The sequence below is a fragment of the Aeromonas sp. S11(2024) genome, assembly GCF_041402345.1.
GTDB classification, from domain to species: domain Bacteria; phylum Pseudomonadota; class Gammaproteobacteria; order Enterobacterales; family Aeromonadaceae; genus Aeromonas; species Aeromonas veronii.
The window spans coordinates 233,355-259,488 of sequence record NZ_JBGLRC010000003.1 but is presented as its reverse complement, the minus strand read 5'-3'; the positions used below and the strand labels follow the sequence as shown (position 1 = coordinate 259,488).

Annotated in this window: 24 protein-coding genes, 1 tRNA gene and 1 riboswitch; of the genes, 17 read left to right on the top strand and 8 right to left on the bottom strand. The window is 59.5% G+C overall.

The genetic code is table 11. The features are described 5' to 3' along the window. Positions 1 to 9 precede the first annotated feature (9 nt). Together ACB040_RS04565 and ACB040_RS04560 are read right to left on the bottom strand one after the other, a co-directional pair. The gene (locus tag ACB040_RS04565; protein WP_064339200.1) at positions 10 to 786 is read right to left on the bottom strand and encodes an ABC transporter substrate-binding protein; all 777 of its coding nucleotides are present in this window, start codon (positions 784 to 786) and stop codon (positions 10 to 12) included. Between the two features lie 109 nt (positions 787 to 895). Continuing rightward, positions 896 to 2,197, bottom strand: a complete 1,302-nt coding sequence (locus ACB040_RS04560) for a hypothetical protein (protein WP_371153399.1) — start codon at positions 2,195 to 2,197, stop codon at positions 896 to 898. Positions 2,198 to 2,421: 224 nt separating this feature from the next. Between ACB040_RS04560 and ACB040_RS04555 the strand changes: the two genes are divergently transcribed. Next, the gene (locus ACB040_RS04555; RefSeq protein ID WP_236356118.1) at positions 2,422 to 2,739 is read left to right on the top strand and encodes a YnjH family protein; all 318 of its coding nucleotides are present in this window, start codon (positions 2,422 to 2,424) and stop codon (positions 2,737 to 2,739) included. A 310-nt stretch (positions 2,740 to 3,049) separates the two neighbouring features. Here the strand turns inward: ACB040_RS04555 and ACB040_RS04550 are convergent, their stop codons facing one another. Then, positions 3,050 to 4,498: a catalase gene (locus ACB040_RS04550; RefSeq protein WP_371153397.1), complete on the bottom strand. Its 1,449-nt coding sequence runs from the start codon at positions 4,496 to 4,498 to the stop codon at positions 3,050 to 3,052. A 161-nt stretch (positions 4,499 to 4,659) separates the two neighbouring features. Here ACB040_RS04550 and ACB040_RS04545 point away from each other — a divergent pair, with 161 nt between their 5' ends. Further along, a complete protein-coding gene (locus ACB040_RS04545) occupies positions 4,660 to 5,157 on the top strand; it encodes a GNAT family N-acetyltransferase (protein ID WP_144716078.1) in 498 nt (165 codons plus the stop codon). A 4-nt stretch (positions 5,158 to 5,161) separates the two neighbouring features. Then, on the top strand, positions 5,162 to 6,022 hold the full coding sequence (locus ACB040_RS04540) for a GyrI-like domain-containing protein (RefSeq protein ID WP_115522186.1): 861 nt from the start codon (positions 5,162 to 5,164) through the stop codon (positions 6,020 to 6,022). Between the two features lie 96 nt (positions 6,023 to 6,118). Here the strand turns inward: ACB040_RS04540 and ACB040_RS04535 are convergent, their stop codons facing one another. Then, positions 6,119 to 6,706, bottom strand: a complete 588-nt coding sequence (locus ACB040_RS04535; protein WP_005336432.1) for a superinfection exclusion B family protein — start codon at positions 6,704 to 6,706, stop codon at positions 6,119 to 6,121. Positions 6,707 to 6,878: 172 nt separating this feature from the next. Beyond that, positions 6,879 to 6,985: riboswitch (yybP-ykoY riboswitch) on the top strand. An 88-nt stretch (positions 6,986 to 7,073) separates the two neighbouring features. Between ACB040_RS04535 and ACB040_RS04530 the strand changes: the two genes are divergently transcribed. Further along, entirely contained in the window at positions 7,074 to 8,060 is a 987-nt protein-coding gene (locus tag ACB040_RS04530; protein WP_338773420.1) for a sodium:calcium antiporter, read from the top strand. A 68-nt stretch (positions 8,061 to 8,128) separates the two neighbouring features. On the opposite strand, the gene ACB040_RS04525 is transcribed toward ACB040_RS04530, so the two are convergent. The 3 genes from ACB040_RS04525 to pepA form a co-directional block, all read right to left on the bottom strand. Further along, positions 8,129 to 10,981: a valine--tRNA ligase gene (locus tag ACB040_RS04525; protein ID WP_338773422.1), complete on the bottom strand. Its 2,853-nt coding sequence runs from the start codon at positions 10,979 to 10,981 to the stop codon at positions 8,129 to 8,131. Positions 10,982 to 11,045: 64 nt separating this feature from the next. Continuing rightward, a complete protein-coding gene (locus ACB040_RS04520; RefSeq protein ID WP_005336425.1) occupies positions 11,046 to 11,501 on the bottom strand; it encodes a DNA polymerase III subunit chi in 456 nt (151 codons plus the stop codon). Between the two features lie 174 nt (positions 11,502 to 11,675). Next, complete coding sequence (gene pepA / locus ACB040_RS04515; protein ID WP_005336423.1) at positions 11,676 to 13,184, bottom strand: leucyl aminopeptidase; 1,509 nt, start codon at positions 13,182 to 13,184, stop codon at positions 11,676 to 11,678. Between the two features lie 172 nt (positions 13,185 to 13,356). Here pepA and lptF point away from each other — a divergent pair, with 172 nt between their 5' ends. After that, a complete protein-coding gene (gene lptF, locus ACB040_RS04510) occupies positions 13,357 to 14,469 on the top strand; it encodes an LPS export ABC transporter permease LptF (RefSeq protein WP_005356742.1) in 1,113 nt (370 codons plus the stop codon). A gap of 25 nt (positions 14,470 to 14,494) precedes the next feature. After that, complete coding sequence (gene lptG, locus ACB040_RS04505) at positions 14,495 to 15,565, top strand: LPS export ABC transporter permease LptG (protein ID WP_338773425.1); 1,071 nt, start codon at positions 14,495 to 14,497, stop codon at positions 15,563 to 15,565. A 74-nt stretch (positions 15,566 to 15,639) separates the two neighbouring features. Here the strand turns inward: lptG and ACB040_RS04500 are convergent, their stop codons facing one another. Then, on the bottom strand, positions 15,640 to 16,173 hold the full coding sequence (locus tag ACB040_RS04500) for an RDD family protein (protein WP_338773427.1): 534 nt from the start codon (positions 16,171 to 16,173) through the stop codon (positions 15,640 to 15,642). 143 nt (positions 16,174 to 16,316) lie between these two features. Between ACB040_RS04500 and ACB040_RS04495 the strand changes: the two genes are divergently transcribed. The 11 genes from ACB040_RS04495 to ACB040_RS04445 all read left to right on the top strand — a co-directional run bounded on the left by ACB040_RS04495 (position 16,317) and on the right by ACB040_RS04445 (position 25,492). Further along, a tRNA-Leu gene (locus ACB040_RS04495) sits at positions 16,317 to 16,402 on the top strand. 262 nt (positions 16,403 to 16,664) lie between these two features. Then, positions 16,665 to 17,885, top strand: a complete 1,221-nt coding sequence (locus ACB040_RS04490) for a tyrosine-type recombinase/integrase (RefSeq protein WP_236319969.1) — start codon at positions 16,665 to 16,667, stop codon at positions 17,883 to 17,885. Positions 17,886 to 18,111: 226 nt separating this feature from the next. Beyond that, positions 18,112 to 18,321, top strand: a complete 210-nt coding sequence (locus tag ACB040_RS04485; RefSeq protein WP_157161804.1) for an AlpA family transcriptional regulator — start codon at positions 18,112 to 18,114, stop codon at positions 18,319 to 18,321. An 11-nt stretch (positions 18,322 to 18,332) separates the two neighbouring features. Next, positions 18,333 to 18,851 (top strand): hypothetical protein, encoded by a 519-nt coding sequence (locus tag ACB040_RS04480; RefSeq protein ID WP_236319970.1) that lies wholly within the window; start codon positions 18,333 to 18,335, stop codon positions 18,849 to 18,851. Positions 18,852 to 19,268: 417 nt separating this feature from the next. Next, complete coding sequence (locus tag ACB040_RS04475; protein WP_157161806.1) at positions 19,269 to 19,436, top strand: hypothetical protein; 168 nt, start codon at positions 19,269 to 19,271, stop codon at positions 19,434 to 19,436. Further along, positions 19,433 to 19,591, top strand: coding sequence for a hypothetical protein (locus ACB040_RS04470; protein ID WP_236319971.1), 159 nt, complete (start codon positions 19,433 to 19,435; stop codon positions 19,589 to 19,591). The genes ACB040_RS04475 and ACB040_RS04470 overlap by 4 nt, the downstream gene beginning before the upstream one ends. Before the next feature lie 147 nt (positions 19,592 to 19,738). Then, the gene (locus ACB040_RS04465) at positions 19,739 to 20,095 is read left to right on the top strand and encodes a hypothetical protein (protein ID WP_236319972.1); all 357 of its coding nucleotides are present in this window, start codon (positions 19,739 to 19,741) and stop codon (positions 20,093 to 20,095) included. Next, on the top strand, positions 20,095 to 22,968 hold the full coding sequence (locus tag ACB040_RS04460) for a DUF927 domain-containing protein (RefSeq protein ID WP_371153447.1): 2,874 nt from the start codon (positions 20,095 to 20,097) through the stop codon (positions 22,966 to 22,968). Before ACB040_RS04465 ends, ACB040_RS04460 begins: the two co-directional genes overlap by 1 nt. 396 nt (positions 22,969 to 23,364) lie before the next feature. Further along, positions 23,365 to 24,255 carry a hypothetical protein gene (locus ACB040_RS04455; RefSeq protein ID WP_371153390.1) on the top strand — a complete coding sequence of 297 codons (891 nt, stop codon included), beginning with the start codon at positions 23,365 to 23,367 and terminating at the stop codon, positions 24,253 to 24,255. 339 nt (positions 24,256 to 24,594) lie between these two features. Further along, on the top strand, positions 24,595 to 24,909 hold the full coding sequence (locus ACB040_RS04450; protein WP_236319975.1) for a hypothetical protein: 315 nt from the start codon (positions 24,595 to 24,597) through the stop codon (positions 24,907 to 24,909). A gap of 175 nt (positions 24,910 to 25,084) precedes the next feature. Then, positions 25,085 to 25,492, top strand: a complete 408-nt coding sequence (locus ACB040_RS04445) for a hypothetical protein (RefSeq protein ID WP_236319976.1) — start codon at positions 25,085 to 25,087, stop codon at positions 25,490 to 25,492. Positions 25,493 to 26,134: the final 642 nt, after the last annotated feature.

The following is a 26,134-nucleotide window of genomic DNA, read 5'->3' as shown; positions in this document are numbered from 1 at the left end:
GGGCCGGAGTTACTCGATGCGCGGGAGGGTGGGAGTGGTTTCGGGCAGGATACTGAGCAACTGGTAGCGCTTCATCAGCTGCTTGTATTCATCCCCCTGTTTGACCTTGTCCAGCGCCTGTTGCAGGCGGGCAACCTGTTGCTTGTCTGCCCTCAGGTTGAAGGCGAAGCAGTTATCCTGCTCTTCAATGATCGCGACGGTGACAAAATCCTCGCTGGGAAAACCCAGCTCCTTGGCCTGATGGCGCAGCATCACCTCGTTGCCCGCCACCAGATCGGTGCGTGCCATGATGAGCTGGCGCACCACCTGATCCATGCGCTCTACCGACATCATATTGCCAGGGCTGATCCCGCGGTTGAGCAGCAACTGCTCCCCGACATCCGCCTGCATCACACCAATCTGCAGCTTGGCGAGATCCGCTTTGCTGGCCACTTTGGGGGCATCCTGCTTGCGGCCGACCAGCGCGACCCTGGAGTGGCTGATGGGGCAGACCCAGAGGAAGTGGGGATCCCGCTCCTTGGTATGCGCCGTGGTAAAGAGCACGGCCTCTTGCTGTTGGGTCAGCAGATACCAGCCGCGGGCCCAGGGCAGAAAGTGGATGGGTTGCTCCGGCTCCCCCATTTCACGCCACATCAGGCGCAGCAACTCGACCGCCAACCCCACAGGCTGACCATTTTTATCCTGGCCATTGAGTGGCATGTTCTGCTCCGAATAGTAGATAAGTGCCGGAGCCGGGAGCGCGATAAACAGGGCGAGAGAAGCGAGAGCAGGGAGCAGACGACGCATGATGCACTCCTTGTGCGGGTAGTTACATAACAGTCTATGTGGCCTTTTCCATAACGTCATGATCCGGTAGCGGGATAAAAAACAGGCCACCTTGCGGTGGCCTGTCGGTTTATTTGAGCAGGGCTTCCATCTCCGCCTCTGCCTTGGCGCGAGCCTTGGCTTCCGCCGCTCTGGCGGCATCGGCGACGCTCTCTCCGGCCGTATGGGATGCGGCACTGACGGCCTGCCGGGCTGGTTCTGCAACGGCCTTGGTTGCCTCTTGCGTCGCGGTTGCTGCGGCGCTGCTGACGGCTTGCTTGGCCGGAGCGGCAACAGCCTTGGTTGCCTCTTGCGTCACGGTCGCGGCGGCATTGCTGACAGCTTGTTTGGCAGGAGCGGCAACAGCCTTGGTGGCCTCTTGCGTCACGGTCGCAGCGGCGCTGCTGACGGCCTGTTTGGCCGGAGCGGTAACGGCCTTGGTGGCTTCTTGGGTCGCGGTCGCAGTGGCGCTGCTGACGGCTTGCTTGGCAGGAGCGGCAACGGCCTTGGTCGCTTCTTGGGTCGCGGCCGTAGCGGCGCTACTGACGGCTTGCTTGGCAGGAGCGGCAACGGCTTTGGTGGCTTCTTGCGTCGCGGTCGCAGCGGCGCTGCTGACAGCCTGTTTGGCAGGTGTGACAACGGCCTTGGTAGCTTCTTGCGCCGCGGTGGCGGTGGTGCTGCTCACCGCCTGTTTGGCGGGGGCAGTGACTGCGGTGGTTGCAGTGCGGGTAAGTGCGGTCGTGCTTTGGCTCACCGCTTGAGTTGCCTGTCCTGTGACGTTGGCGGCTGCGCCGCTGATGGCCTGGCTGGCGCTGTTGGTCAGCGAGCCGGTGACGCCGCGAGTCACTGTGCCCAGCGCGCTGCCAAGGGAGAAGGGGGAGGCGCCACTCTGACTGGTCGCCGCGCCGGTCAGGGCATTGGTCGCCGGGGTGAGCTGGCTGGTAGGGGTCTGCCAGCCCTGCATGGCGGTTGGCCATGTCGGTGCTGTGCCCGCCAGATTTTCGCCGAAGGTCAGGGTGGTGCCATCCCCTTTTTGCAGCAATACCGACATCTGGTTGGTTTGCGAGTTCCACACCATCCCCGCCTGCTTGGCGATATCCGGCACCGGCGCATACTCGGAGACCACATAGAAAAGCGGCCCTTCCTGCTGTAACTTGTCGGCAGTCTTGAGCAACTGCATGGTGCTGTCGTAATTGGGGCCAAGGATGGCGGTCATCCGATCCTTGATCAGGGGTTGTTCGAACAGATTGACCTCGTTCGGGTCAAAGCCGACCAGCGGCTTGAGCAGGGCCCACATCAGTTGGCTGGTGGGGCTCATCATCAGCAATGGGGCAACGCAGGCGGACAACATCAGGCTCAGGCAGGCCGCCTGAAGCAACGGCATGATACGCATTGGGATAATATCCAAATAACGATTTGATAAATAAGGTTATATTTTGTCAGGACGTGACAAATTCACCGGAAGTTTGCGCGTGGCAGCGAGAGACTGCCCGCAGGCGCTGGCAGGCTACCATATTGGTTCCACAATGCCAGCAGGCAGTATGATTGTCAGTCAAGTAAACCCCGGGGCTGGTCAGACTCTTCGAGAATGCCTTCCATCGAAACAGGATCCCTCTCATGAAAAATGTACTGCTCTGCCTGCTGGCCTCCCTCTGGCTCGCCCCCGCTCTGGCCGCGTCCAAAACCATTGTGGTGGGCGAGTCTGCCAGTCCCGAGCTGGTGTTGCCGCTGGGCTCATTGCCCGAGCGGGTCTGCTGGTTTGCGGATCAGAAATATTCCGAAGGGGCCCGCATTCTGCAGGGCGATATCTGGCTGGAGTGCGGCCCGCAGAACGACCTCGAGAGCAATGGCCCGTTGGCCTGGCGCTCTCCTGCGGTGGTGTTGCCTGCCACCCGTGGTGCGAAAGATCAAAAGACGATTTCCGTGGGTCAGTGAGGCTTTTCTTGATCCAGCTAAAGACATGGACGTGATCCCTGTCGCATAATGCAGCTCCTTTCTTCTCTTGGCTGGAACCTAAGAAATGGCTCGTCGCTCTTCCAATGCACAACGTCGTCGCAGTAGCTGGTGGTACAAACGCCTGTTGGCAAGGGAGCGGGAAGAGCGTGAAGCGCGTTCCGTCCGGGATTGATACAGCAGTGAAAACAGAGCCTTGGGCTCTGTTTTTTTATTTATCAAATACCGTCATGACGAGAACGGGGGCCATCAGGCCCCCGTTTTGTTTTTGCAGATGTTGCCTGCTTGCGACTTAGCGCTGCAAGGCGGCCAGTGCCAGTTCGACTCGTTTGGCGTACTCGGGGTCGGCCTGCTCGAAGTGTTTGAGCTGGGCCGCGACGATGGCGTCATCCTCCACATTGACAAGGGATCGGGCCAGGTTGGCGGCGAGCCGTGAACGCTGCCCCTCGTCCATGATGCGGAACAGGTTGCCCGGCTGGCTGTAATAGTCGCTGTCGTAGTCGCGAAAATCGTAGTGCAGGGCGGCCCCTTCCAGACTCAGCGCCGGTTCGTGCTGCTCGCTCGGCTGTTGGGTACCGAAACGGTTCGGCTGGTAGTTGGGGCTGGCGCCGCCATTGCTGTCTGCCCGCATGGCACCGTCACGATGGGCGCCGTGATGGAACGGGCAGCGCGGGGCGTTGACCGGCAGCAGACCGTGGTTGACGCCGAGGCGATAGCGCTGGGTGTCTCCGTAGGAGAAGAGCCGCCCTTGCAACATGCGATCCGGCGAGAAGCCGATACCGGGCACCACGTTGGCCGGGGTAAAGGCGGCCTGCTCCACATGGGCGAAGTAGTTGTCCGGGTTCTGGTTGAGCTCCAGCACGCCCACCGGGATCAGCGGGTAGTCGCTGTGTGGCCACACCTTGGTGAGGTCGAACGGGTGGATGTTGTAAGTCTGGGCTTCGGCCTCCGGCATCACCTGCACATAGACCTTCCAGCGTGGGAAGTCGCCCCGCTCGATAGCGTTGAACAGGTCCGCCTGACTGGTCTCCCGATCCTGCCCGACGGCGGTGGCGGCCTCTTCATCGGTGTAGAAGCTGTGGCCCTGCTCGGTCTTGAAGTGGAACTTGACCCAGAAGCGCTCGTTGGCGTCGTTGATAAAGCTGAAGGTGTGGCTGCCGTAGCCATTCATCTCCCGCAGGTTCTTGGGGATGCCGCGATCGCTGAACAGTATGGTGACCTGATGCAGGGATTCCGGATGGCGTGACCAGAAGTCCCAGGCGGCGGTGGCGCTGCGCAGGTTGGTGCGCGGATCCCGCTTCTGGGTGTGGATGAAGTCAGGGAATTTCAGCGGATCGCGGATGAAAAAGACCGGGGTGTTGTTGCCCACCAGATCCCAGTTGCCCTGCTCGGTATAGAACTTGAGGGCGAAGCCGCGCACGTCGCGCTCGGCATCGGCGGCGCCTTTCTCACCGGCCACGGTGGAGAAGCGCAGGAATACAGGAGTCTGCTTGCCGATGGCGCTGAACAGATCGGCCTTGCTGAACTGGCTGATGTCGTGGGTCACGGTAAAGGTGCCGTAGGCGCCCGAGCCCTTAGCGTGAACCACCCGCTCGGGAATGCGCTCGCGGTCGAAGTGGGCGAGTTTCTCCATCAACCAGATGTCTTGCATCAGGATGGGGCCGCGCGGACCGGCGGTGAGGCTGTTGTTGTTGTCGACGACGGGGGCGCCGTTGGCGCTGTGCAGAGTCTTGTCAGTCATGGCTTCTCTCCTTGTTGATATGGGGTCAGCCTACGGATCTGCGCCGTATTCGGCCAATGGGCCTTTCCTCGCCCTTTGATAGGCAAGACAAATGGGTACAGTTAGGGGATGTGTAACCGCGCCGGATATTGCATGATGGAGGTTTCGAGAAGGAGCCTCATATGCAGATTACTATCCGTCATGCCGAACCCACCGATGCCCCCGCCTTACGGGATCTCTACGCCATGCCTAATGCCCAGGCGGGCACTTTGCACCTGCCTATGCCACCCCTTAGCCAGTGGCAGAAGCGGTTGGAGAGCGACAGCGTGGTGGCACTGGTCGCCGACGTTGACGGCCTGCTGGTAGGCCAGCTCTCGCTGCTGGTTGAGCCCAATCCCAGACGCAAGCATGTGGCCGGGATTGGCATGGGAGTGCGGGATGACTGGGCTGGCAAGGGGGTGGGCTCTGCCCTGATGGCTGCGGCGCTGGATCTGGCCGATAACTGGCTCAACCTGCACCGGATTGAGCTGACCGTCTATACCGACAATGAGGCCGCACAGGCGCTTTATCGCAAGTTCGGTTTTACCGAGGAGGGGCGAGCCCGTGACTATGCCTTCCGCCAAGGGCGTTATGTGGATGCGCTCTATATGGCCAGAGTCGCGGGGGGCGCCAGTCGCTAACGGTATGGTCGATTATCAGGCCAGATTGCGCCCGGTGATCCGGGCGCTGGAGCAGAATCCCGATCTCTCCATCGAAACGCTGGCAAGCAGTGCCTGCTTGTCTTTCTACCATTTTCACCGGGTGTTTACGGCTGTGGCGGGGGAGACGCCCGGGGAGATGTGTCGTCGTCTGCGCATTCAGCGGGCTGCTTGGCAGCTCTGCTATACCGATGCCAGTGTCACGGCCATTGCGTTGGGGGCGGGGCTCGCCAGCTCCCAGGCGTTTGCCAAGGTATTTCGCCGTTACTATGGTTGCACGCCGGGAGAGTTTCGCCGCGACAAGAGCAAGAATGGACACTTGATGAGCAAGGATGGACACGCACTTGTGCAGCCTAATCCTTATGCTGAGGGTCACTCATCAGCAAGGAGCAATACCATGAAAACCATCGAGATGGACGCCCGCACTCTGGCCTATATGCGTGTCACCGGCCCCTATGGCGAGGGGTATGACCCCGTCTGCAGCCAGCTGCATCAGTGGGCCAGCGCCCGCGGTCTGGAAGGTGGGGAGTGGATCTTCATCTATCACGATAACCCCGAGGTGACCCCGCCAGCCCAGTGTCGCACTGACATCGGGGTGACGGTGCCTGCGGGGACGGTGGGGATGGGAGCGGTCGAGATCCAGCTTATTCCCGCCGGTCGTTACGCCCAGTCCCGTTATCTTATTACCGACCGCAGTCAGTATGGCCCGCGTTGGCAGGAACATATCGGCGACATCGTTGCTGCCGGGCTGGAGTTTGGCAATGGTCCCTGCTTCGAACTCTATCACAGCATGAGCGATGATCCGGTGCAGGACGATGTCAGCTTTTGCTCCAGCCTCAAGGGGTAGGGCGCAGAAGGGGAAGCTGAGCGGTACATCATGTCGCGCAGAAATAAGAGAGCCGGACAATGTCCGGCTCTTTTATTTCTGGCGGTTGGGCGGCGGTTAGCGCTGGAACCCCTTCTGGGCGAACTTGGGTCTGGCATTCATGATCTGCTCCACCTGCTCGTCGCTCATCTTGCCGCGCGACAACCCCAGCACCTTGTAGGTGAGCAGCGGTCGGGCGGGCAGGGCGATCATCAGGGCGCGGATCTGGTTCTCGTCATCCTTCTCCCGGGTCGGCTTGCCGTAGGCGTAGGTGAGGACGCCGGCATCCATCAGGTTTTTGACGGCGGGCTCGGTGATCGGCAAGTTTATGACGCTTTTACGCTGCAGCACGAACTCGCGCAGCACCGCCTTCTCGTTGAAGTCGAGGAAGCCGATCATCTGGGCCAGCTGGTCCTGCTGACGGCGCGCCTGCCACTCTTCGCATGCCCACTCCCAAGCGATCAGGAAGCCCTGACTGCAGAAGTAGGAGATGGCGATCAGCATGCCGACCCCCAGCCAGGCCGCATGATCCGCAGCCCACTGGCTGACGGCCCCTTTCATCAGCCCGGCCGGAAACAGCAGAATGATGCTGCAGCAGAGCAACAACCAGACCATCAGCCAATTGAGGCGGTTCAGTTGATAGAAATGTTGGATCCACCGTTTCATTGTTCATCCTTCCCAAACTGTTGTGGATAGTGAACTACCTACAGCAATCGGTGTGCCAACAGCGCAATGGCGGCGGGGAGGGGACGCTGGCGAGGTTACATTCCCTTACAACTTATTGAATGGGTTGTCATTAATTTGCCTCGTGAGGCGGCGGTCGAGTTGCTAAAACGTCCCCTCAGTCATTGGGGAGTAGCAACCCGCCCGCATTCCGGGCCGGGCCCATGTCAACACTCTTGGAGCCTCGTATCCATGGCATGGGCGGCGATAGGCACTATCGCTCTGCAAGACCTTTGGCCTCGATATGCACGCCAGCCGGGCGAGCCATGTCGGGTCCATCGGTTATTTTGCTCGCCTGGCGGTATCTATTATGTTGATTACCCTGCTGTTATTTCTCGTCTCTGCGGTCACCATCTACCTTGCCTGCGAATATTTCGTCAATGGCATCGAGTGGACCGGCCACCACTTCAAACTCTCCCAAAGTGCCACTGGCTCGCTGTTGGCAGCGCTAGGCACGGCACTGCCCGAGTGCATCGTGACCCTGACCGCCCTGCTGATGGGCAACACGACCGCCCAGCAGGAGATCGGCATTGGCGCCGCTCTTGGTGGGCCGCTGGTGTTGGCGACCATCGGCTATGCGGCAGTCGGCCTCACCCTGCTGCTTTGCATGGGGCGTACCGAACGGGCCATCGACGGCGAGGTGCAGCGCGAGATTGGCCGGGATCAACGCTGGTTTATGGGTATCTTTCTGGTGGCCACTGTACTGGGTCTGGTCGCCTTTACCGGCAAGAGCTGGCTGGCCCCGCTCTTCCTGCTGATTTACCTCGTCTATGTAAGGCGCGAGCTGAAACAGAGTGACAGCCACGAAGTCGAATTGCCGGAGCCCCTCAAGCTGGCCCCAAATGCCGAGATCCCGCCCCTTGGCAAGGTGTTGCTGCAGACGTTGGCAGCGCTGGTGGTGGTGGCGCTGGCGGCCCAGCTGTTTGTCCATCAGCTGGAGAGCATGGGCGAGCTGTTTGGCCTCTCGCCGGTACTGGCGGCCCTGCTGCTGAGTCCGGTGGCGACCGAGATGCCGGAGCTGATGAACGTGCTGATCTGGGTGCGGCAGGGCAAGAACCGGCTGGCGCTGGCCAATATCTCCGGGGCCATGATGATCCAGGGCACCATCCCCAAGGCGTTCTGCTTGCTCTTTACCCCCTGGTTGCTGGATGGCGCCATGATGGCCTCCTCGCTGGTGACGCTGCTGGCGGTCGGGTTGCTCTGGTGGGGGTTCAGAAAGGGAGTGATGACCGCCGGGCGGTTGGCGCTGGTGGGCTTGCTCTATCTCGGTTTTTGCGGCTGGCTGCTGGTGAGCTGAAGCGGGAAGCGCGGATATGAAAAAGCCCCCTTGGCAGGGGGCTTTGTTGTATCGGTTGGACGCTGCGCTTACAGCGCGGCGATCTCGGCCTGCTGGGCTTCCAGCTTGGTCAGCTGGAGACGGTAATCTTCCAGCTTCTCGCGCTCTTTGGCGATGACCGCTTCCGGCGCCTTGGCGACGAAGGCTTCGTTGCCGAGTTTGCCTTCGATGCGGCCGCACTCGCCCACCAGACGGGCAACCTCTTTGGCCAGACGGGCCAGTTCGGCATCCTTGTCGATGAGACCGGCCATCGGGATCATCAGCTCGGTGGCACCGATCAGCTTCTTCACTGACAGCGGGGCGGTTTCACCGTCCGCCAGTACGCGGATAGATTCCAGACGGGCCAGCGACTTGAGGAAGGCCTCGTTGTCAGCGGCGCGCTGGGCATCCTTGGCATCGCACTGGAGCAGCACGTTGAGAGGCACGCTCGGGGCCACGTTCATCTCGGCGCGGATGTTGCGGATGCTGACGATGAACTCCTTCACCCACTCCTGATCCGCCATCGCGGCTTCGTCCACCTTGGTGGCGTCGAACTCCGGGAAGGCCTGAATCATGATGGTATCGGCGTGTACGCCAGCCAGCGGGGCGACAGATTTCCAGATGGTCTCGGTGATGAACGGGATGATCGGGTGCGCCAGACGCAGCAGGGTCTCGAGGACGCTGACGAGGGTGTGGCGGGCAGCGCGCTGCTCGGCCTCGGAACCCTTGGTCAGTACCGGCTTGGTCAGCTCCAGATACCAGTCACAGAACTGGTTCCAGATAAATTCGTACAGCACGCCAGCCGCGATATCGAAGCGGTAGGTATCGAGGGCGGTACGGAAGTCACGGATGGCCACTTGCAGCTGGGACTGGATCCAGCGATCCGCCAGACTGAACTGCATCTCGCCACCGGCAAAACCGCAGTCCTGATCTTCGGTGTTCATCAGCACATAGCGGGAGGCGTTCCACAGCTTGTTGCAGAAGTTGTTGTAGCCGTCCAGGCGCTTCATGTCCCAGTTGATGTCACGACCGGTAGAGGCCAGCGCTGCCAGCGTGAAGCGCAGGGCGTCGGTGCCGTGGGCATCGATCCCTTCCGGGAATTGCTTGGCGGTACGCTTGGCGATCTTCTCGGCCATCTGCGGCTGCATCATGTTGCCGGTGCGCTTCTCCAGCAGATCTTCCAGCGAGATGCCGTCGATCATGTCGAGCGGGTCCAGCACGTTGCCCTTGGACTTGGACATCTTCTGGCCCTCTTCGTCACGGATCAGACCAGTGATGTAGACGGTCTTGAACGGGACTTGCGGCTGGCCGTTTTCGTCCTTGATGAAGTGCATGGTCATCATGATCATCCGGGCAATCCAGAAGAATATGATGTCGAAGCCGCTCATCAGCACGTCGGTCGGGTGGAAGGTCTTGAGTGCCTCGGTGTTGTTCGGCCAGCCCAGGGTGGAGAAGGTCCACAGGGCGGAGCTGAACCAGGTGTCGAGCACGTCTTCGTCCTGACGCAGGGTGGTCACGGACGGGATGCTGTGCTTGGCGCGCACTTCATCTTCGCTGCGGCCCACGTAGACATTGCCGGCGTCGTCATACCATGCCGGGATGCGGTGACCCCACCACAGCTGACGGGAGACGCACCAGTCCTGAATGTCGCGCATCCAGGAGAAGTACATGTTTTCGTACTGCTTCGGCACGAACTGGATGCGGCCATCTTCTACCGCTTCGATGGCGGTCTTGGCCATCGGTGCCACGCGCACGTACCACTGGTCGGTCAGCATCGGTTCGATGGGCACGCCACCGCGATCGCCGTAAGGCTGTTGCAGCACGTGATCCTTGATCTCGTCCAGCAGACCCAGCTCTTCCAGCTTGGCCAGAATCGCCTTACGAGCGGCGAAGCGCTCCAGACCGGCGAACTCGGCCGGCAGGGCGGCGTCATAGGCGGTGCTCGGGTTGCCGTTGGTGTCGACCACTTCGGCCTCGGCACGCACATGGGCGTCCAGAGTGAAGATGTTGATCATCGGCAGGCTGTGGCGCTTGCCCACTTCGTTATCGTTGAAGTCGTGGGCCGGGGTGATCTTCACGCAACCGGTGCCCTTCTCCATGTCGGCGTGTTCGTCAGCAACGATGGGGATCAGGCGGTTCACCAGTGGCAGCAGGATGTGCTGGCCGATCAGCGCCTTGTAACGCGGGTCTTCCGGGTTCACTGCCACGGCGGTATCGCCCAGCATGGTCTCCGGACGGGTGGTGGCGACGATCAGGTAATCTTTGCCTTCGGCGGTCTTGGCGCCGTTGGCCAGCGGATAGCGCAGGTGCCACATGTGGCCCTTGATCTCGCGGTTCTCCACTTCCAGATCGGAGATGGCGGTGTTGAGTTTCGGATCCCAGTTCACCAGACGTTTGCCGCGGTACATCAGGCCATCTTCGTAAAGACGGACAAACACTTCCTGCACGGCGGCGGAGAGACCCTCATCCATGGTGAAGCGCTCGCGCTCCCAATCCACGGAGTCGCCCAGACGGCGCATCTGGCGGGTGATGGTGCCACCGGACTCTTCCTTCCACTGCCAAATCTTGTCGATGAAGGCATCACGGCCGTAATCGTGGCGAGTCTTGCCCTCTTCTGCGGCGATCTTGCGCTCAACCACCATCTGGGTGGCGATACCGGCGTGGTCGGTACCTGCCTGCCACAGGGTGTTCTTGCCCTGCATGCGGTTGTAGCGGATCAGGGTATCCATCAGGGTTTGCTGGAAGGCGTGACCCATGTGCAGGCTGCCGGTGACGTTCGGCGGCGGGATCATGATGCAGAAGGAGTCTTTGCTGGTGTCGCCGTGGGGCTTGAAGTAACCCTGGGCTTCCCAGTGCTGATAGAGCGCCTGTTCGATGGCGTTGTGATTAAAAGTCTTTTCCATGGTCTCGCCGTAATCTGGATGGATGGAGTCTGGTGTTGATTCTTTATGGATCAATTGGTTGCAGTCAGGGCTGCGCCGGATCCGGTGCGGCAAGGACGGGCTGATCCCTCATTTCGAGGGTATGGCCTGCCTGGCGATAGTGCTTGTAGCGCTCGCGGGCTTGCTGCTTTTGTGTTTCGTCAGTGGGGACAAAATCTACCACTTGAGCGAAGTGTCCTGCAAACAAAGGTGTCGCAGTGGCCAGATTGATGAGGCGGGCGTAGCGCCGTTTCGGTGGCTGATAGCCGATCTCCACCGGGGCCATGCCGCTTTCGCCTTGCAGCTGGTGCGGCACGAAGCGCTCCGGCGGCAGTTGCCACAACAGCTCGTCCAGGCGCAGAGCCTGAGCCTCATCGTCGCAGAACAGGTAGATATGGCCCGCGCCCCACGACTCGGCTGCAAGAGTGCAGGCCAGTCGCTCGACCGCAGAGGCCTGCGCGTCATCCTGTTCGCTCATCAGGTAAAAGGTCACTTGGCTCATCAGGTTGATCCCGTTTTGCGGTGACGGACTGTTGACCGCCTCATGAGGCTGACGGGGCGTTTCCCGTCCGCAGCTCACTGATTCAAGAATGAAACAAGGAAGAGGCGGGCCTCTTCCTTGTGGTTCAGGGTAACGCCAACCCTTCCGATGCAGCCATCGGCAGGGGCCGGAGAGTTACTCTTTCTCTTCGATATCCACGCCAGCCCGGTTCAGCAGAAACTGGGTCAGCAGGGGCACCGGACGACCGGTGGAGCCTTTATCCTTGCCACTCTTCCAGGCGGTCCCGGCGATATCCAGGTGGGCCCAGTTGTACTTCTTGGTGAAGCGTGACAGGAAGGCGGCTGCGGTGATGGTGCCGGCCGGACGACCGCCGATGTTGGCCATGTCGGCGAACGGGCTGTCGATCTGCTCCTGATACTCGTCAAACAGCGGCAGACGCCAGGCGCGATCGCCAGCCTGCTCGGAGGCGTTGAGCAGCTCGTGGGCCAGCGGGTTGTGGTTGGCCAGCAGACCCGAGGTGTGGTGGCCCAGCGCGATGACACAGGCACCGGTCAGGGTCGCCACGTCGATCACGGTTTCCGGATCGAAGCGGTCCACATAGGTCAGTGCATCACACAGCACCAGACGACCTTCCGCATCGGTGTTGAGCACTTCGATGGTCTGGCCGGACATGGAGGTAAGGATGTCACCCGGACGATAGGCGTTGCCACCCGGCATGTTCTCGCAGCCAGCCAGTACGCCGATGACGTTGATCGGCAGTTGCAGCTGGGCCAGCGCATGCATGGTACCGAGCACGGAGGCGGCGCCACCCATGTCGTACTTCATCTCGTCCATGCCGTCGGCCGGTTTGATGGAGATGCCGCCGGAGTCAAAGGTCAGACCCTTGCCGACCAGCACGATGGGCTTGGCATCCGGATGACCCTTGTATTCGATGATGGCCATCATGGCTTCGTTGTCGGAGCCGCGGGCCACCGCCAGATAGGAGTTCATGCCGAGCTCGGCCATCTCCTGCTCGCCCACCACCTTGGTGGTGATGTTGTCGTAGGCATCGGCCAGACGACGGGCCTGGGAGGCCAGATAGGCCGGGTTGCAGACGTTGGGCGGCATGTTCGCCACGTCGCGGCAGACCCGCACACCCTTGGCCACGGCCAGACCGTGAGCGATGGCTTTTTCACCAATGGTCAGTTCCCGACGCGTCGGCACGTTGAATACCAGCTTGCGCAGCGGGCGACGTGGCTCGGCCTTGTTGGTCTTGAACTGATCGAAGCTGTAGAGGCCCGCCTTGGTGGTTTCTACCGCCTGGCGCACCTTCCAATAGGTATCCCGACCCTTGACGTGCAGCTCGGTGAGGAAGCAGACCGCTTCCATGGAGCCGGTTTCGTTCAGGGTGGTGATGGTCTTGTTGATGATCTGCTTGTACTGGCGTTCGTCGAGTTCCCGCTCCTTGCCGCATCCGACCAGCAGTACGCGCTCGCTGAGCACGCCCGGTACTTGATGCAGCAGCAGCATCTGGCCTGGTTTCCCTTCCAGGTCGCCACGGCGCAGCAGCGAACTGATATAGCCATCGCTGATCTTGTCCAGTTGTTCGGCAACCGGAGAGAGGCGACGAGGCTCAAATACGCCGACTACGACGCAGGCGCTCCGTTGCTTCTCTGGACTGCCACTCTTTACACTGAACTCCATGGAATCTCCTACATCCTAAAGACAAAAGGCACCTTTTATTGAATAATGCGGTGCTTGTTGGGGTATCAGAGGCGGAGCGAACAGCCACAGGCTCCGCAGTTCAAACTGGTAAAAATCCAATATACGGCCCTATTTTTCAGGCATTCGACTAAAAACACAAGTTTACTTGGGAATGACTGTGATCGTTTTCCGATATTTGTTCAGGGAAACCCTGAAAACCCAGCTGGCAGTGTTATTCGTATTGCTGCTTATCTTTGTCAGCCAACAATTTATCAAGATCATCGGTGACGCCGCCGATGGCGAGGTGCCGACACGTCTGGTCTCCACCCTGCTGCTGCTCAACTTGCCCAATATGGCGCTGTTGATGCTGCCTATCAGTCTCTTTTTAGCCATTTTGTTTGCCCATGGTCGCCTCTACGCCGAAAGCGAGATGACGGTGATGCATGCGGTCGGCTTCAGCCACCGTTTCGTGATGCGCAGCGCCATGTTGCTGGCCTTGCTGACGGCAGTGGTCGCGGCGTTCAACACCGGCTGGATCGCCCCGCAAGCCAAGGAGCGCGAGTATCAGGTGATCGACGAGTTCAAGTCGGACCCGGGTATCTCCTTCCTGCAGGCTGGCCGCTTTATGGAGCTTGATAAGGGGCGTCTGGTTGCCTATATCCAGGATTTGAACGACAACGGCTCAAAACTGCAAAAGATCTTCGTGCTGCAGCGGGCGGAGGGGAACAATCCTCCCTCGGTGGTGGTGGCGACCGAAGGGGTGGTGACGGTCGACGAGAACGGTCTGCAGTGGCTGACCCTGATGGATGGTTCCCGCTACGAAGGGAACTTCTCCGGCAAGCAGTTCCAGATCTCCGATTTTCGCGAATATGGTCTGGTGATCCGCCAGCAAGAGATGGAGCGTTCCAACCGCAAGGCGGCGGCCAAGCCGACCATGGAACTGTTCGGTACCCAGGACAACGCCATGATGGCGGAATTGCAGTGGCGTATCTCGCTGCCCCTCTCCATTCCGGTGCTCACCCTGCTGGTGGTACCGCTGGCGCGGGTCAACCCCCGTCAGGGGCGCTACGCCAAGCTGTTGCCGGCCATCATGCTCTATCTCTCCTACTTCCTGCTGCTCAGCGCCGCCCGTTCGGCCATCGACAGCGGTCGGCTGCCCTACTGGCCGGGGATGTTCCTGGTGCCGCTCGGTTACCTGCTGTTTATCGGCCTGCCCCTCAATCTGCAGGGCACCAGCTGGTGGAACGGGGTGAAAGGGCGCTATTTCAACAGAAAATCAGCATGATGCTGCAACATAGGAACTTCTGCTGATGTTTGGCATTCTCGATAGATATATCGGTAGGGTCATCTTTATGTCGATCCTGCTGTGTGAAATCACGCTGGTTGGTCTGGCGGCGCTCATCAAATATGTGGAGCAGCTCAAGTCGGTCGGTGACGGCAACTACGACATGATCAACGCCCTCTACTATGTGCTGCTCTCCATGCCCAAGGAGGCGGTGCTCTTCTTCCCGCTGGCCGCGCTGCTGGGTGGCCTGATTGGTCTGGGTCAGCTGGCGACCAGCTCCGAGCTGGTGGTGATGCAGGCGGCGGGTCGCTCCAAGATCAGTATTGTAATGGCGGCGCTCAAGACGGCGATCCCGCTGATGATCATGGTGGGGTTGATGGGGGAATATGTGGCCCCTATCGCCAAGCGGATGGCAGATGACGTCAAAGCGGGGGCGCTGTCAGAAGGTCGTCTGACGGTTTCCGCCTACGGGGTGTGGGCTCGCGATGGCAACAACTTCGTCAATATCAACGGGGTGCGTAACGATGGCGCCCTCACCGGCATCACCCTCTATCGCTTCACCCCCGAGCGCAAGCTGATCGACGTGGTGCAGGCGCAGGAGGGGGTGTTCGAGCGTCACCACTGGCTGCTCAAGCAGACCCAGGTTACCCGCTTCGACGATCCCGCGCAGATCCACAGCGAGCAGCATGACAAGATGGAATGGAGCTCGGAGCTGACGCCCAAGCAGCTGGGGGTGGTAAGTATCGACCCCGAGAACCTCTCGGTCTCCGGTCTGCTCGACTACATCGGTTATCTCGATGCCAACAAGCAGGATGCCGGTCGCTACAAGCTGGAAATGTGGCGCAAACTGCTGTCACCGCTCTCGGTGGTGGCGATGATCCTGCTGGCCTCCTCCTTCATCTTCGGCCCGCTACGCTCGGTGAGCATGGGGGCGCGGATGCTGATGGGGATCATGACCGGCTTTGCCGTCTATGTGAGTGATCGGGTGTTTGGCCCCATCAGTCTGGTCTATGCGGTACCGCCCATTCTGGCGGCTATCGCGCCCAGTCTGCTGTTTGGCGGCATCTCCTTCTACATCCTCAGCCGCAAGCAGTAATCCGCACGAGGTTATGAGGAAATGCAAAGAGGGCACCTGTTGGTGCCCTCTTTCGTTGCTGCATTGACCCGGTATTACTTGTTCAGCAATTCCAGATTCTCCTGCTTGCTCAGCACGATCACTTCGCTCTCGGCCCAGATATCCTGAAACGCCCGCGGACGCTGGCGGTTGAACAGGCACATCAGATTGCCCAGACCAAAGGCGGCGGTAGCGAGACGGATCAGCGCCTGGGTAACGCGGATGTGGCTGCCATCCTCGTTCTGAATACGCAGCCGCCAGGCGCGCATGCCGACGGTCTGGCCAGCACGGGTCCAGAACCAGGTGTAGAAACCGCAGATGACGAAGGCGAGCCACAGGGTGTAGATCAGGCTCAGGTGGTGGCGGGTCAGCAACCAGACGGTGTCTTCACCCGCTGGTACGCTGGCCATGCCGGTGACCAGCAACAGCTTGGCGACACCCATACCGATAAAGCCGGCGATGATCAGCAGCGAAGTCACCACCAGCGCATCATAGATGAGGGCGCCGAGGCGACGCATCAGACCCGCTGACGGGTATGGCTGAGTGGCGGGAGAGGGGGATTTTTGTTGGACTTTTTTAGGCTTGGCCATCGTTTTTATTCCATTAAGATGATGGCGGCATTCTATGTAACTGGCCCCGCATCGGCAAGGCGTTGAATAAATGAACAAACGGGAGTGTTCAATCGAAAAACACCTTGCATGGCATCGCGCCATTCGTATAATCCCTCGCAGTTGCCCGGGTGGCGAAATCGGTAGACGCAGCGGATTCAAAATCCGCCGGTGAATAACCGTGTCGGTTCGAGTCCGACCCCGGGCACCATATTACAGTTTCATGCCGTACCACGGCAGACCAGAAACCCGCATAGCTTAAGGCTCTGCGGGTTTTTTGTTGTTCCTTGTCGTATCATATAGCCTCATAACATACCCCATTATTCGGGGGTATCTCTGGGGGTAGTGGCTCAGATGGGGGGTAAAAACTACCCCCATATGGCCATCGGCTAGCACCATGACTGGTTTGCTGAGTGTCCACTTATTGTCCCCAGCGTGTGTAAGTACCCCCAAGCAGAGACGGGAGATACCCCATGCCGCTATCCGATATCACCACCCGGCAGGCCAAATACACCGGCAAGCCTCAGAAGCTCTCCGATGAGAAGGGGCTGTTCCTGCTGGTTAACCAGTCTGGTAAATATTGGCGGCTCAAGTATCGCTATGGCGGCAAAGAGAAGATGCTTGCCTTGGGGGTGTATCCTGAGGTGTCACTCAAAGAAGCGCGGACAAAGAGGGATGATGCCCGTCGCTTACTTGCCGAGGGGGTTGATCCTGGCCTGCTTCGCAAACAAAGCAAGGCGGCCAACCGGCTGGCCAGTGAAAACAGCTTTGAAGTGCTGGCTCGTGAATGGCACCAAAGCCAACTTGCTCTCTGGAGTCCAGGCCATGCCACCCGGGTTATCGAGTCCTTGGAGATGGATGCTTTCCCAGATCTTGGGCTTGTTCCTGTTGCTGAGTTGACGGCACCCATGATGTTGGATGCCTTGCGGAAAGTGGAAAAGCGGGGTGCCACTGAGACTGCTGGGCGAGTGCTACAGCGGATCAGTGCTATCATGCGTTACGCCATCCAGACAGGCCGAGCCAGCTACAACCCAGCTCAAGACCTGAGAGGGGCACTCAAGGCCGCCAAGAAAGAACACCGGCCGGCATTGCCCCGGGCGGAACTGCCAGAGTTTTACCGCCGTCTTGCTGTTGAACCCCTGAACCCTGCGACTCGCCTTGCCTTTCATCTGCTAATGCTGACCATGACCCGCCCGGGTGAAGTTCGCTTTGCTCGCTGGGATGAGTTCGATATGGAGCGGGCCGAGTGGCGGATCCCCGCTGCTAGGATGAAGATGCGATCAGAGCATATTGTCCCACTATCCAGGCAGGCGCTGGCCGTCCTTGATGAGCTCCACCAAGTCACCGGTCATTGTGATCTGTTGTTCCCGAGCGAGCGCAACCTGACCAAGCCCATGAGTGAGAATACTCTGAGCTATGCCATGGGGCGGATGGGGTACGCTGGCATTGCCACTCCTCATGGTTTCCGGGCGCTGGCATCTACCACCCTGAACGAAGAGGGCTTTGATCCGGATGTTATAGAGCGCCAGCTTGCCCACGCTGAACGCAATAAGGTGCGGGCTGCCTACCATCGAGCCGAGTACCTGGATGATCGTCGCAAGCTCTTGCAGTGGCTGGCTGATTTCTACGAATCCCAGCAGGGAGGGAATGTGCGTCCGGTGAATTTCCAGAGGGTTGCTAGTGGGAGTCAGTGACACGCCAACAAACCTCTTGATTTATTAATCTGCCAACGTTAGGATTTCCCCATCATGGCCCAGTCTTTCGAGATTGGGCCTTTTCATTTCCAGACCCGGCCATTGTGCCGGGTTTTTTCGTTGGAGGAACTTAAGCCCAGAACATACCCCCTAATCCCCGATAGTTGTTTTTATACCCATCAAACCCGGCCGTTGCGCCGGGTTTTTTCATTTCAGGAGAACGCATATGGCAATACCGGAAACAGGGTTTATTCGAGAGGCTCAACTTGTGACCACTGCGAGCAAGGTGGGTCCGTTGCCGTTCAGCAAGTCAACGCTTTGGCGGATGGTTGGAGATGGCAAATTCCCCAAGCCCATCAAATTGGGGCCGCGTGTCACAGCCTGGCGCTGTGAGGAGGTCCACGCGTGGATCAGCTCTCAAGGTAAAGCAGCATAAGGAACTGAAAAATGGACAAAAAAAATAGCCGCACCGAGAACGGCACAGCTAAAGCATTTATTCAAATCACTGCTAATTCTATGCCCAAAGCGGTTGGGAAGGAAGTATCCGCTGCAATCCACATGTTGGCTAATCCGGTGGGTCTAAGTGAGCTGGAGATCCTGGATCTGGCCCGTCTCATCAGTGGGCGTAATTACCCCTGCGCCTGGGAGCGGCGCCTTGGAATTGAGTTGCGGCGTTATCGCATGACCGCGAGTAACGGCCTGCTCTCGATGACGTATCGCAGTGGCAAGGGTTATTCCGATGATCTTCTGGTGCGCGCATGGCAAAAATATGCTCGTATTGGTGTCCGTGGGGGTGAGGGGGGCTTCACAATTTACAGCCTTGCTTGCTATGAAGATGCGGTCAAACTTGCTTCATGGGTGGGTGAGAAACTGTCAAAGAATGGCCTTTGCCTTGCGCCGGATTGGTTGACTCCGTTGCTCGAACGCTACCCCGGCATGGTAGAGGAGGAGGCCAGCTATGCTTGATGTCATCCTCCTTGCCATTCTGGCGTTCGACTTGGTCGCAACGACCCTCCTGCTAGACTCTCTCCGCTAAGGATCACCATGATGATGAAACCCATGGGGCGAACTGCCCAAGGCGAAGCCTTGCCCAAATTCAGCCGGACGGGGTTGCCTGATACTGTGCGACACGGTACGATCTTCCCAGTCGTCACCTTAAGCAAGTGGCGGCGTGGCTGGCGGATTAAGCACCCGCAGGCTGTGACTAAACCAAGGACAATTCGCACCTCTTCCCCCGTCTCCGGCTCCCTGCCGGGGATCTATCCAGTTTTGGGGGCATGGGTCGGGAGCCAAAGAAAACGCCCCCACTGTGCCTTCCTTGGTTTGGCACTGCTTTGCGGCTACCCGATCCGCCTTGGTCCATCAAAACCAAGGATTCATACCATGATCTTCACCTTCCTGATCGCCTCGAGCGCCTGCCGACTGGCAGACCTGCGCCGTATCCGCACCGTTACCGCCGTTGCTGACACCGAAGCCCAAGCCCGTATTGCTCTGGCTGGCCTGCCTCTGGTGTTCCTGTCCCGCACTCCGACTGGGAGGGCCGCCGCATGAACCCGACCAATCAACCCAAGATGAATGCGCTACTTGAACAGCTTGCCGACATCCTGGAACAGACTGATCTGAGCGTTGAGGAAAGGGCTCAATTCTGTGTCTTGCTGGGGGCAATGCGGACTGAGGTCGGCATCTCTCTGGAGGTAGCAGCATGAGCCATTACCTTATTACTGTGCTACGCAGCCGGATCTGGGGTGAGCTATCACGCAACCCTCTGCGTCCCTCGGTATTGCGAGAACTGTTCAAGCGGGCATCCAAGGCACAGAAACAGCCAGGTGAACACCATGCAATAGGGGGTTGCCATGACCGAGATCGATAAGTTGGTGAAGGCGGTGGCACGGGCATATCTGGCGGTGCGTGGTGATAGCTTCACGCACCTGGGGGTGCGTCTGCCGATGGGTGAGGAGGTGCTGACCATCGCGATCAGTAACCAAATCGTGGGCGCCCACCTGGAACATGCCGGTGGTAAGCAAGGGCGCGATGATGCCTTGCTGATGCTGCGCCATATGTTGGCTGGCGATGAGTTAACGCCGCTGGGTAGTCTGGTGCTGGACGAAATGAACCGTGCCTTTTGTGCCGATGTGCGGCAGATGCTGGATGAGGGCAAGGACCCCATGGTGGAGCTGGCGAGAGAGCGCGAGCGGAGGGCCACACAATGATGAAAACAACAGGGGGCGCAAGCCCCCGATTTGTTTCTGACGTAGTTGCGGCGGCTGCCGGCCACTGGCCTGATGTGCTTGCGGGTCTTGGTATCGAGACCCCGTGCCGCGGCAAACATGGCCCCTGCCCTGCCTGTGGTGGCAAAGACCGATTCCGATTGGATGACAAAGGAGGTCGCGGCACTTTCATTTGTGGGCAATGCGGTGCTGGGGATGGGTTGGATCTGGTGTGCCGGGTGACAAGCAAGAACCCCAAGGAGGCCGCCGAACTGGTTGCCCCTTTGGTGGGCCTGTCTGCCGGTGGGCTTGACCCTGTAGAGCGGGAGCGTATCCACCAGCAGCAACAGGCTAGGGCAGAGCAAGAACGCAAACAGGAGGAGCAACAGCGCCAGAAGGCTGCCCGTCGTGCTGCTGCCATCATCAGCGACTGTGAGCAGGGGAACACCCCCTATGTTGAGCGTAAGGGCTTTGGCTCGCACCTGAACGCAGTGAATCGAACCCTGATCCGTGAAGGGGGTGAGAACTACCCAGCCGGCAGCCTGGTGATCCCGCTGACCAATGAGGCGGGCGAACTGGTGAACGTACAGCTGATCGGCCATGACGGCAGCAAGCGTTATCTGGCTGGTGGGCAGAAGGCCGGGGCTTTCCACCGTATCGATGGTGGGGAGCTGGTGGCCGTGGTGGAGGGGTACGCAACCGGGCTATCTGTTCACCTAGCTATCGGGGCGACCGTCTATTGCGCCATGGATGCCGGTAACCTGCTGGCCGTGGCCCAGATTGCCCGCCGCCAGCACCCGAAGGCCCGGCTCCTGCTCTGTGGCGACAATGACGAAGGCACCAAGGGCAACCCCGGTAAGGCCAAGGCCGAGCACGCCGCCGCAGCCGTGGGCGGGCTGGTGGCGCTACCGCCTGAGTTTTCAGGAGATTGGAACGACTACCACCAAGCCCACGGGCTGACCGCAACCAAAGAGGCCATCATGAGCGCCAGCACAGCACCAGTCACCAGCAATCAGATGAGCGAAAAGGGTCTGTCCATTGAGCAGACCCTTGGCGAAACCGCACAGCAGGCCCAAGGCGCCAGCCAGAAGGAAGGGGCTCCCTGGCAGGCCGAAGTGGTACCGCTTCACCCGGTTCGTGATGACGAGACAGATAAAGGGCAAGACCTGCCGGTAGGATACGAGATCCGGGGTGATCGCCTCTGTGTCTGGGAATTGATAGGAAAGGGAGACGATGCTCGGCAAGAGCTGGTACCCATATCCAGCCCGGTACGGGTACTGGCTGAAACCAGTGATGAGCATGGGCGTAGCTATGGCCGCCTATTGGAGTGGCAAGACACCATTGGGCGCAAACGTAGCTGGACAATGCCAATGAAGGAGCTTGCATACCGTAATTGCGAAGAGGTATTTGCAACCCTGCTGGATGCGGGTCTGCCGTTTATTGAACTGGGCCACAAGCGCAAGCTGGCCGACTACCTGATGACCTGTCGGCCCGACAAGCGGATCACCTGTGTGGAGCGCACCGGCTGGCATGGGCGGGCCTATGTATTGCCTCAGTGCGCTATCGGACCTGATGCCGAAGGGGTGATCCTGCAAACGGCCGGGTATGCCGCCAGCGACTTCACCGAGCGGGGTACCCTGGCCGAGTGGCAACAGGGGGTTGCGGCGTTGGCCGTGGGTAACTCCCGCCTCTGCTTTGCCCTGTCATTGGCCTTTGCTGCTCCCCTTCTCTCTCTGGTAGGCATGGAAGGGGGAGGCTTTCACCTAAAAGGTGAGAGCACTGATGGCAAGACCACCATCATGAAGGCCGCGGCCAGTGTCTACGGTAACCCGGATCGCTACAGCCAGACATGGCGGGCAACCGGTAATGCCATCGAGGGGATCGCCAGCCGGCGCAATGATGCCTTGCTCTGTCTGGATGAGCTGGGAGAGCTGGACGGCAAAGAGGCTGGGCAAGTGGCCTACATGTTGGCCAACGGGCAAGGCAAAGGCCGTAGCAAGCAGGATGGGGAGCTTAGAGAGCGCAAGGCGTGGCGCTTGCTGTTCCTCTCCACCGGGGAATTGAGCCTTGAAGATCACGCCGCCAGCGCGGGCCAGCGTACCCAGGCGGGGATGGAGGTACGCACAATCCAGATCCCGAGCGATACAGGCCACCATGGGGCGTTTGAGTGGCTTCATGGTATGGAGAGCGGGCGCACCTTCGCCGACACGCTCAAAGCTAACAGCGATAGCCAGCACGGCAGCGCGTTTCGAACCTATGCCGAGGCATTGGCCGGGGGTCTGGATACGCACAGAGAGCGCCTGCGGGGCGAGATAAAGCGCCTTGCCGCCGAACTGACGCCGAAGGAGGCGGGCAATCAGGTAGGCCGCGCCATCAACCGGTTCGCGCTGGTGGCGGCTGCCGGTGAGCTGGCAACCCGGCTGGGGGTCACTGGCTGGCCCGATGGGGAGGCGCTGCGAGCGGTGCGGGTCTGCCTCAAGGCGTGGCTGGCGGAGCGTGGTCACCTCGGCAATAAGGAGGACGCTGCAACCTTGGCGCAGATCCGGGCCTTTATGCGGGCTCACCAGTACACCCGCTTTGTGGATGTGAGCGACCCGAACCACCGACCGGCAAATGTGGTTGGTTACAGGCGTAACCCTAGGCATGGTACCGATGATGAACTGGAGTTTTGGGTTGACCCATCGGGCTGGGTTGAGATCACCAGCGGACGCGATGCTAAGAAGGCCGCCAAGCTGTCAGCCAAAGCGGGATACTTGCTCGGCGGTGAGGGGCGTTATCAGCTTTTGAGGCGGCTCCCGACCGGAAAGAGGGCACGGGTCTATGTGCTGACCGATCTGGTATTGGCCGACGATGCCGAAGGGCAACAGGGCGACTAAGCCAGCCAGAGGTAAGCAATGGGCTGCCGAGTGCGCCCTTTTCTTGCCAGCCTCATGCGCGAGCACAAAGGAAAAACAGTGGTTCTACTGGTTCACTGGTTCCTAACATCCTCAAACCCTTACGACATAAGGGATAGAGACGGAACCACTGTATAAGAATCGACTGGTTCCGCATTGGTTCCACTGGTTCCTAAATGGGGTCGATATTAGGTCAGAACCAGTGACGGGGGTCTAAGAACCAGTGGGTAAGTCACAAGTGGTTCACCAATAAACCCTGCTATGGCGCGGGCTGGCGAGGAGTTGGAACCACAGAACCACCGGAACCACTGTTTTTTTTCATCTATAGAGCGGTACGAGCCGATCAAGATCACTCTTTTGCCGCAACAGGGGGTTGCATTGAGATTGACCAACGAACAGCGCGAGCAGGTGATTGAACTGCGTCGCCAGCATTCATTGAGTGAGGTAGCTTCTCTGGCTGGCCTCTCTCTGGGAACGGTGAAAGCCATTGTCAGCCGATCAGGACTGTTCACCGATAACCCGAGACATCGGGCCATGTTCACCTTGCCGCCCATCGGGAGCAGCGGGGAGAGGTTGCCAGCGGTTCAAGATCTGCCACCCCAGCAGGTTGTTACAGGGGACAGGGAGATAGATGCCTTACTCTGGTTGCGCCAGGTGATAGAGACCGGAGAGCCGACGCGTATTGAACAAGCCAGAGAGGCAGCAGGGCGGATCACCACCCCATCAGATGAGTTGGAGAAGCGCTACGGCAAATGGCTGGTGGCCAAAGGTGGGCATGTGCTGGCCGGACTGGGCAGCATAGGGTTTGCTAACCTCGATGGCCTCGCCAAACGTTCCATTGAACGGCGAGCCAATGAGGCCGAAGCCATCGGCCGGTTCGGGGATGCGCTGTGGGACGACACCCAGGCGGAGGCGTTTTGTCAGGAGGTACTGAGAGGGCTGGAGCAAGACAGTTGGCAACTGCCACCTGAACAGGTCGCGGAGCGGTTCAAGGCAGTGCCGGAATTGATGCCGCACACCCTAAGCGACTGCCTTCACGAGCTGGCCTATTGGAACGAGCTGTACCGGCTTCGACATTCTTGCGACACCCAGGGCTATTACGAGAACAGCATAGAGGCGCACGCCCGCGACTGGTTTGTGTTTGGTCTGCTGGCTGAACTGCGACCGAGAAACAGGGAAGAGGCGCGGGCAACCCTGCGTTATCTGATGGGCAGTGAGCGGGACGACGCCCCAGAGGCTGAGCGGATCCTGGATAACCTGGTCGGCTAGCTCTGCCCGCGAATCCGGGTAGTTTTACCCAGAAAACAGGGCAGTTTTGCCCAGCTAGCGAGACACTCTTACCAACAGGAACAAGTGTGGGCAGACGAAAACCAACTCCGTCATGTCTGCGTGGTAGGCGGTATGCCGACCGGTACGCCGACCGGTACGCTGAAAGCCGCGCTGCTGCTGACTTGGGTTGTGTATGATATCCCTCCAACCGGTACGCCAACCCAGACGCCTGCCAGCATGTGCGATTGAGGAAATACCATGACCAAATCAAAGGAGCCCGCCCCCATTCAAGAGGCCGCTTCGCCATCGTCTCAGGGAAGGCCCGATGCCGAACTTAGGATGGCACCGATATTTCCGCCGCCGCACCCGTTCGAAACATATCTGTTCGAGAGGCTGACAACCTACGCGCAGGGGTATCTGCCGCTACCTTGGCCCCACAGCCTGACGTTGATGGACGAGGCGGTACGGGCTGAGCTGGACAGGAGGCAGGCCGAGAGGTCAGCCGAGATGGAAGAGGAGCAGGCCGCGCGGGAGCGCGCTCGACTGGCGGCGCTGGAGCGAAAGCGGATCGCCTCGCCACGTTATGTCATGAAGTGTTGGGCCGCTACGGCCTGGACACGGTTACGCCAGTGGATAAGAGCACATTATGGCTAAACCAAAGACGCCACCATTTACACCCAGGCACCTCACACCGGAAGAGATCGAGTCACTGCGGCAGGATATGCGGCGCCGGCACGAGGCGAACATGAAAGCGCTCGAGACGATGGATCTCTCCCACCTGATACCCAGTGAAGCAGAGGGTGAGACACCTTCGTAGGAGAAACAGAACATGACCAGCCAACAGACCGCTGTGCCGATCCTGACAGTCATGCCTGACTACGGGAATGCGCCGTTTTTGTGGATCAACAGAGACCCGTCAGTTATGTGTGGGGTTGGTGGCAACTTATGCGATGGGACGCACTGGCACGAGAGTTGCCTCATGTCTGAGGAGCTGTGGCGGCAGTTCTCCTACTGGGCCATAGCCTTTGACCGCACAAGGTTTGAAGGGGATTGCGTTGATCCCAACGGCTGGGACTGGCCTGCCTTCCATGAGCGCGGCCTGTATCTGGCCAGGCTGCTTAAGGAGGAGGTGGGGGATGCGTATCAAGTCATCTACGTGAAGCCATGGGAAGATCCCTATCGGGAACAGGACGAGCGCACGGAGATCCTGACCAAGGGCAGAATACTCAGGTTGTGAGCATCCAGCCTCCCCGAATTGGGGAAGGTTTCACCCCATTCACAGCTTCGACAACTCCAACATTGGATTTCCCGCGCGACCACTGGCCGCAAATCTTCCTGGTTAGAGCGCACCAATTGGCTGAGATTCAAGCCGATTAACCAGGTAGCCACCGAGTCACGGTTTCCCGGACAGTGTCCGGGTAACCATGACAGTAACTCCGCGCCCAAATCGGCAGTAAACCGCCACACCCCTCGCCACTACTGGCCGCAAACTCCGCAGTTAAACCGGCATACGAGCCAGATGAAAACGGGCATTCCCGCTTCTAAGCTCTACCCTCATCCAACCGGGGAACCACAATGGCTACAACGTAGCTGAACCAGCTACAAACCCAGCCGACCAAGGGCCCCCTCTCATCTGGATGGCATCTTGCTGATCTTCATTCTGCGCAAATTGCGCAATTCATCCAAAAACGAATAACAACTGCGGGCTGCGCAAAACTGTTGCTAATTAGCTGGCAGCCTAAGCAGCACAAGGGATTGCGGTGGATTTAGCTGGTTAGGGAACTGCGCAAATTGCGCAATCCAGCCAAAAACGAAAAGCAATGGGCATGACGAGGAAAGCAGGCGATGGGCAGACGGAAGTGAGCAATTGAAGTTATCC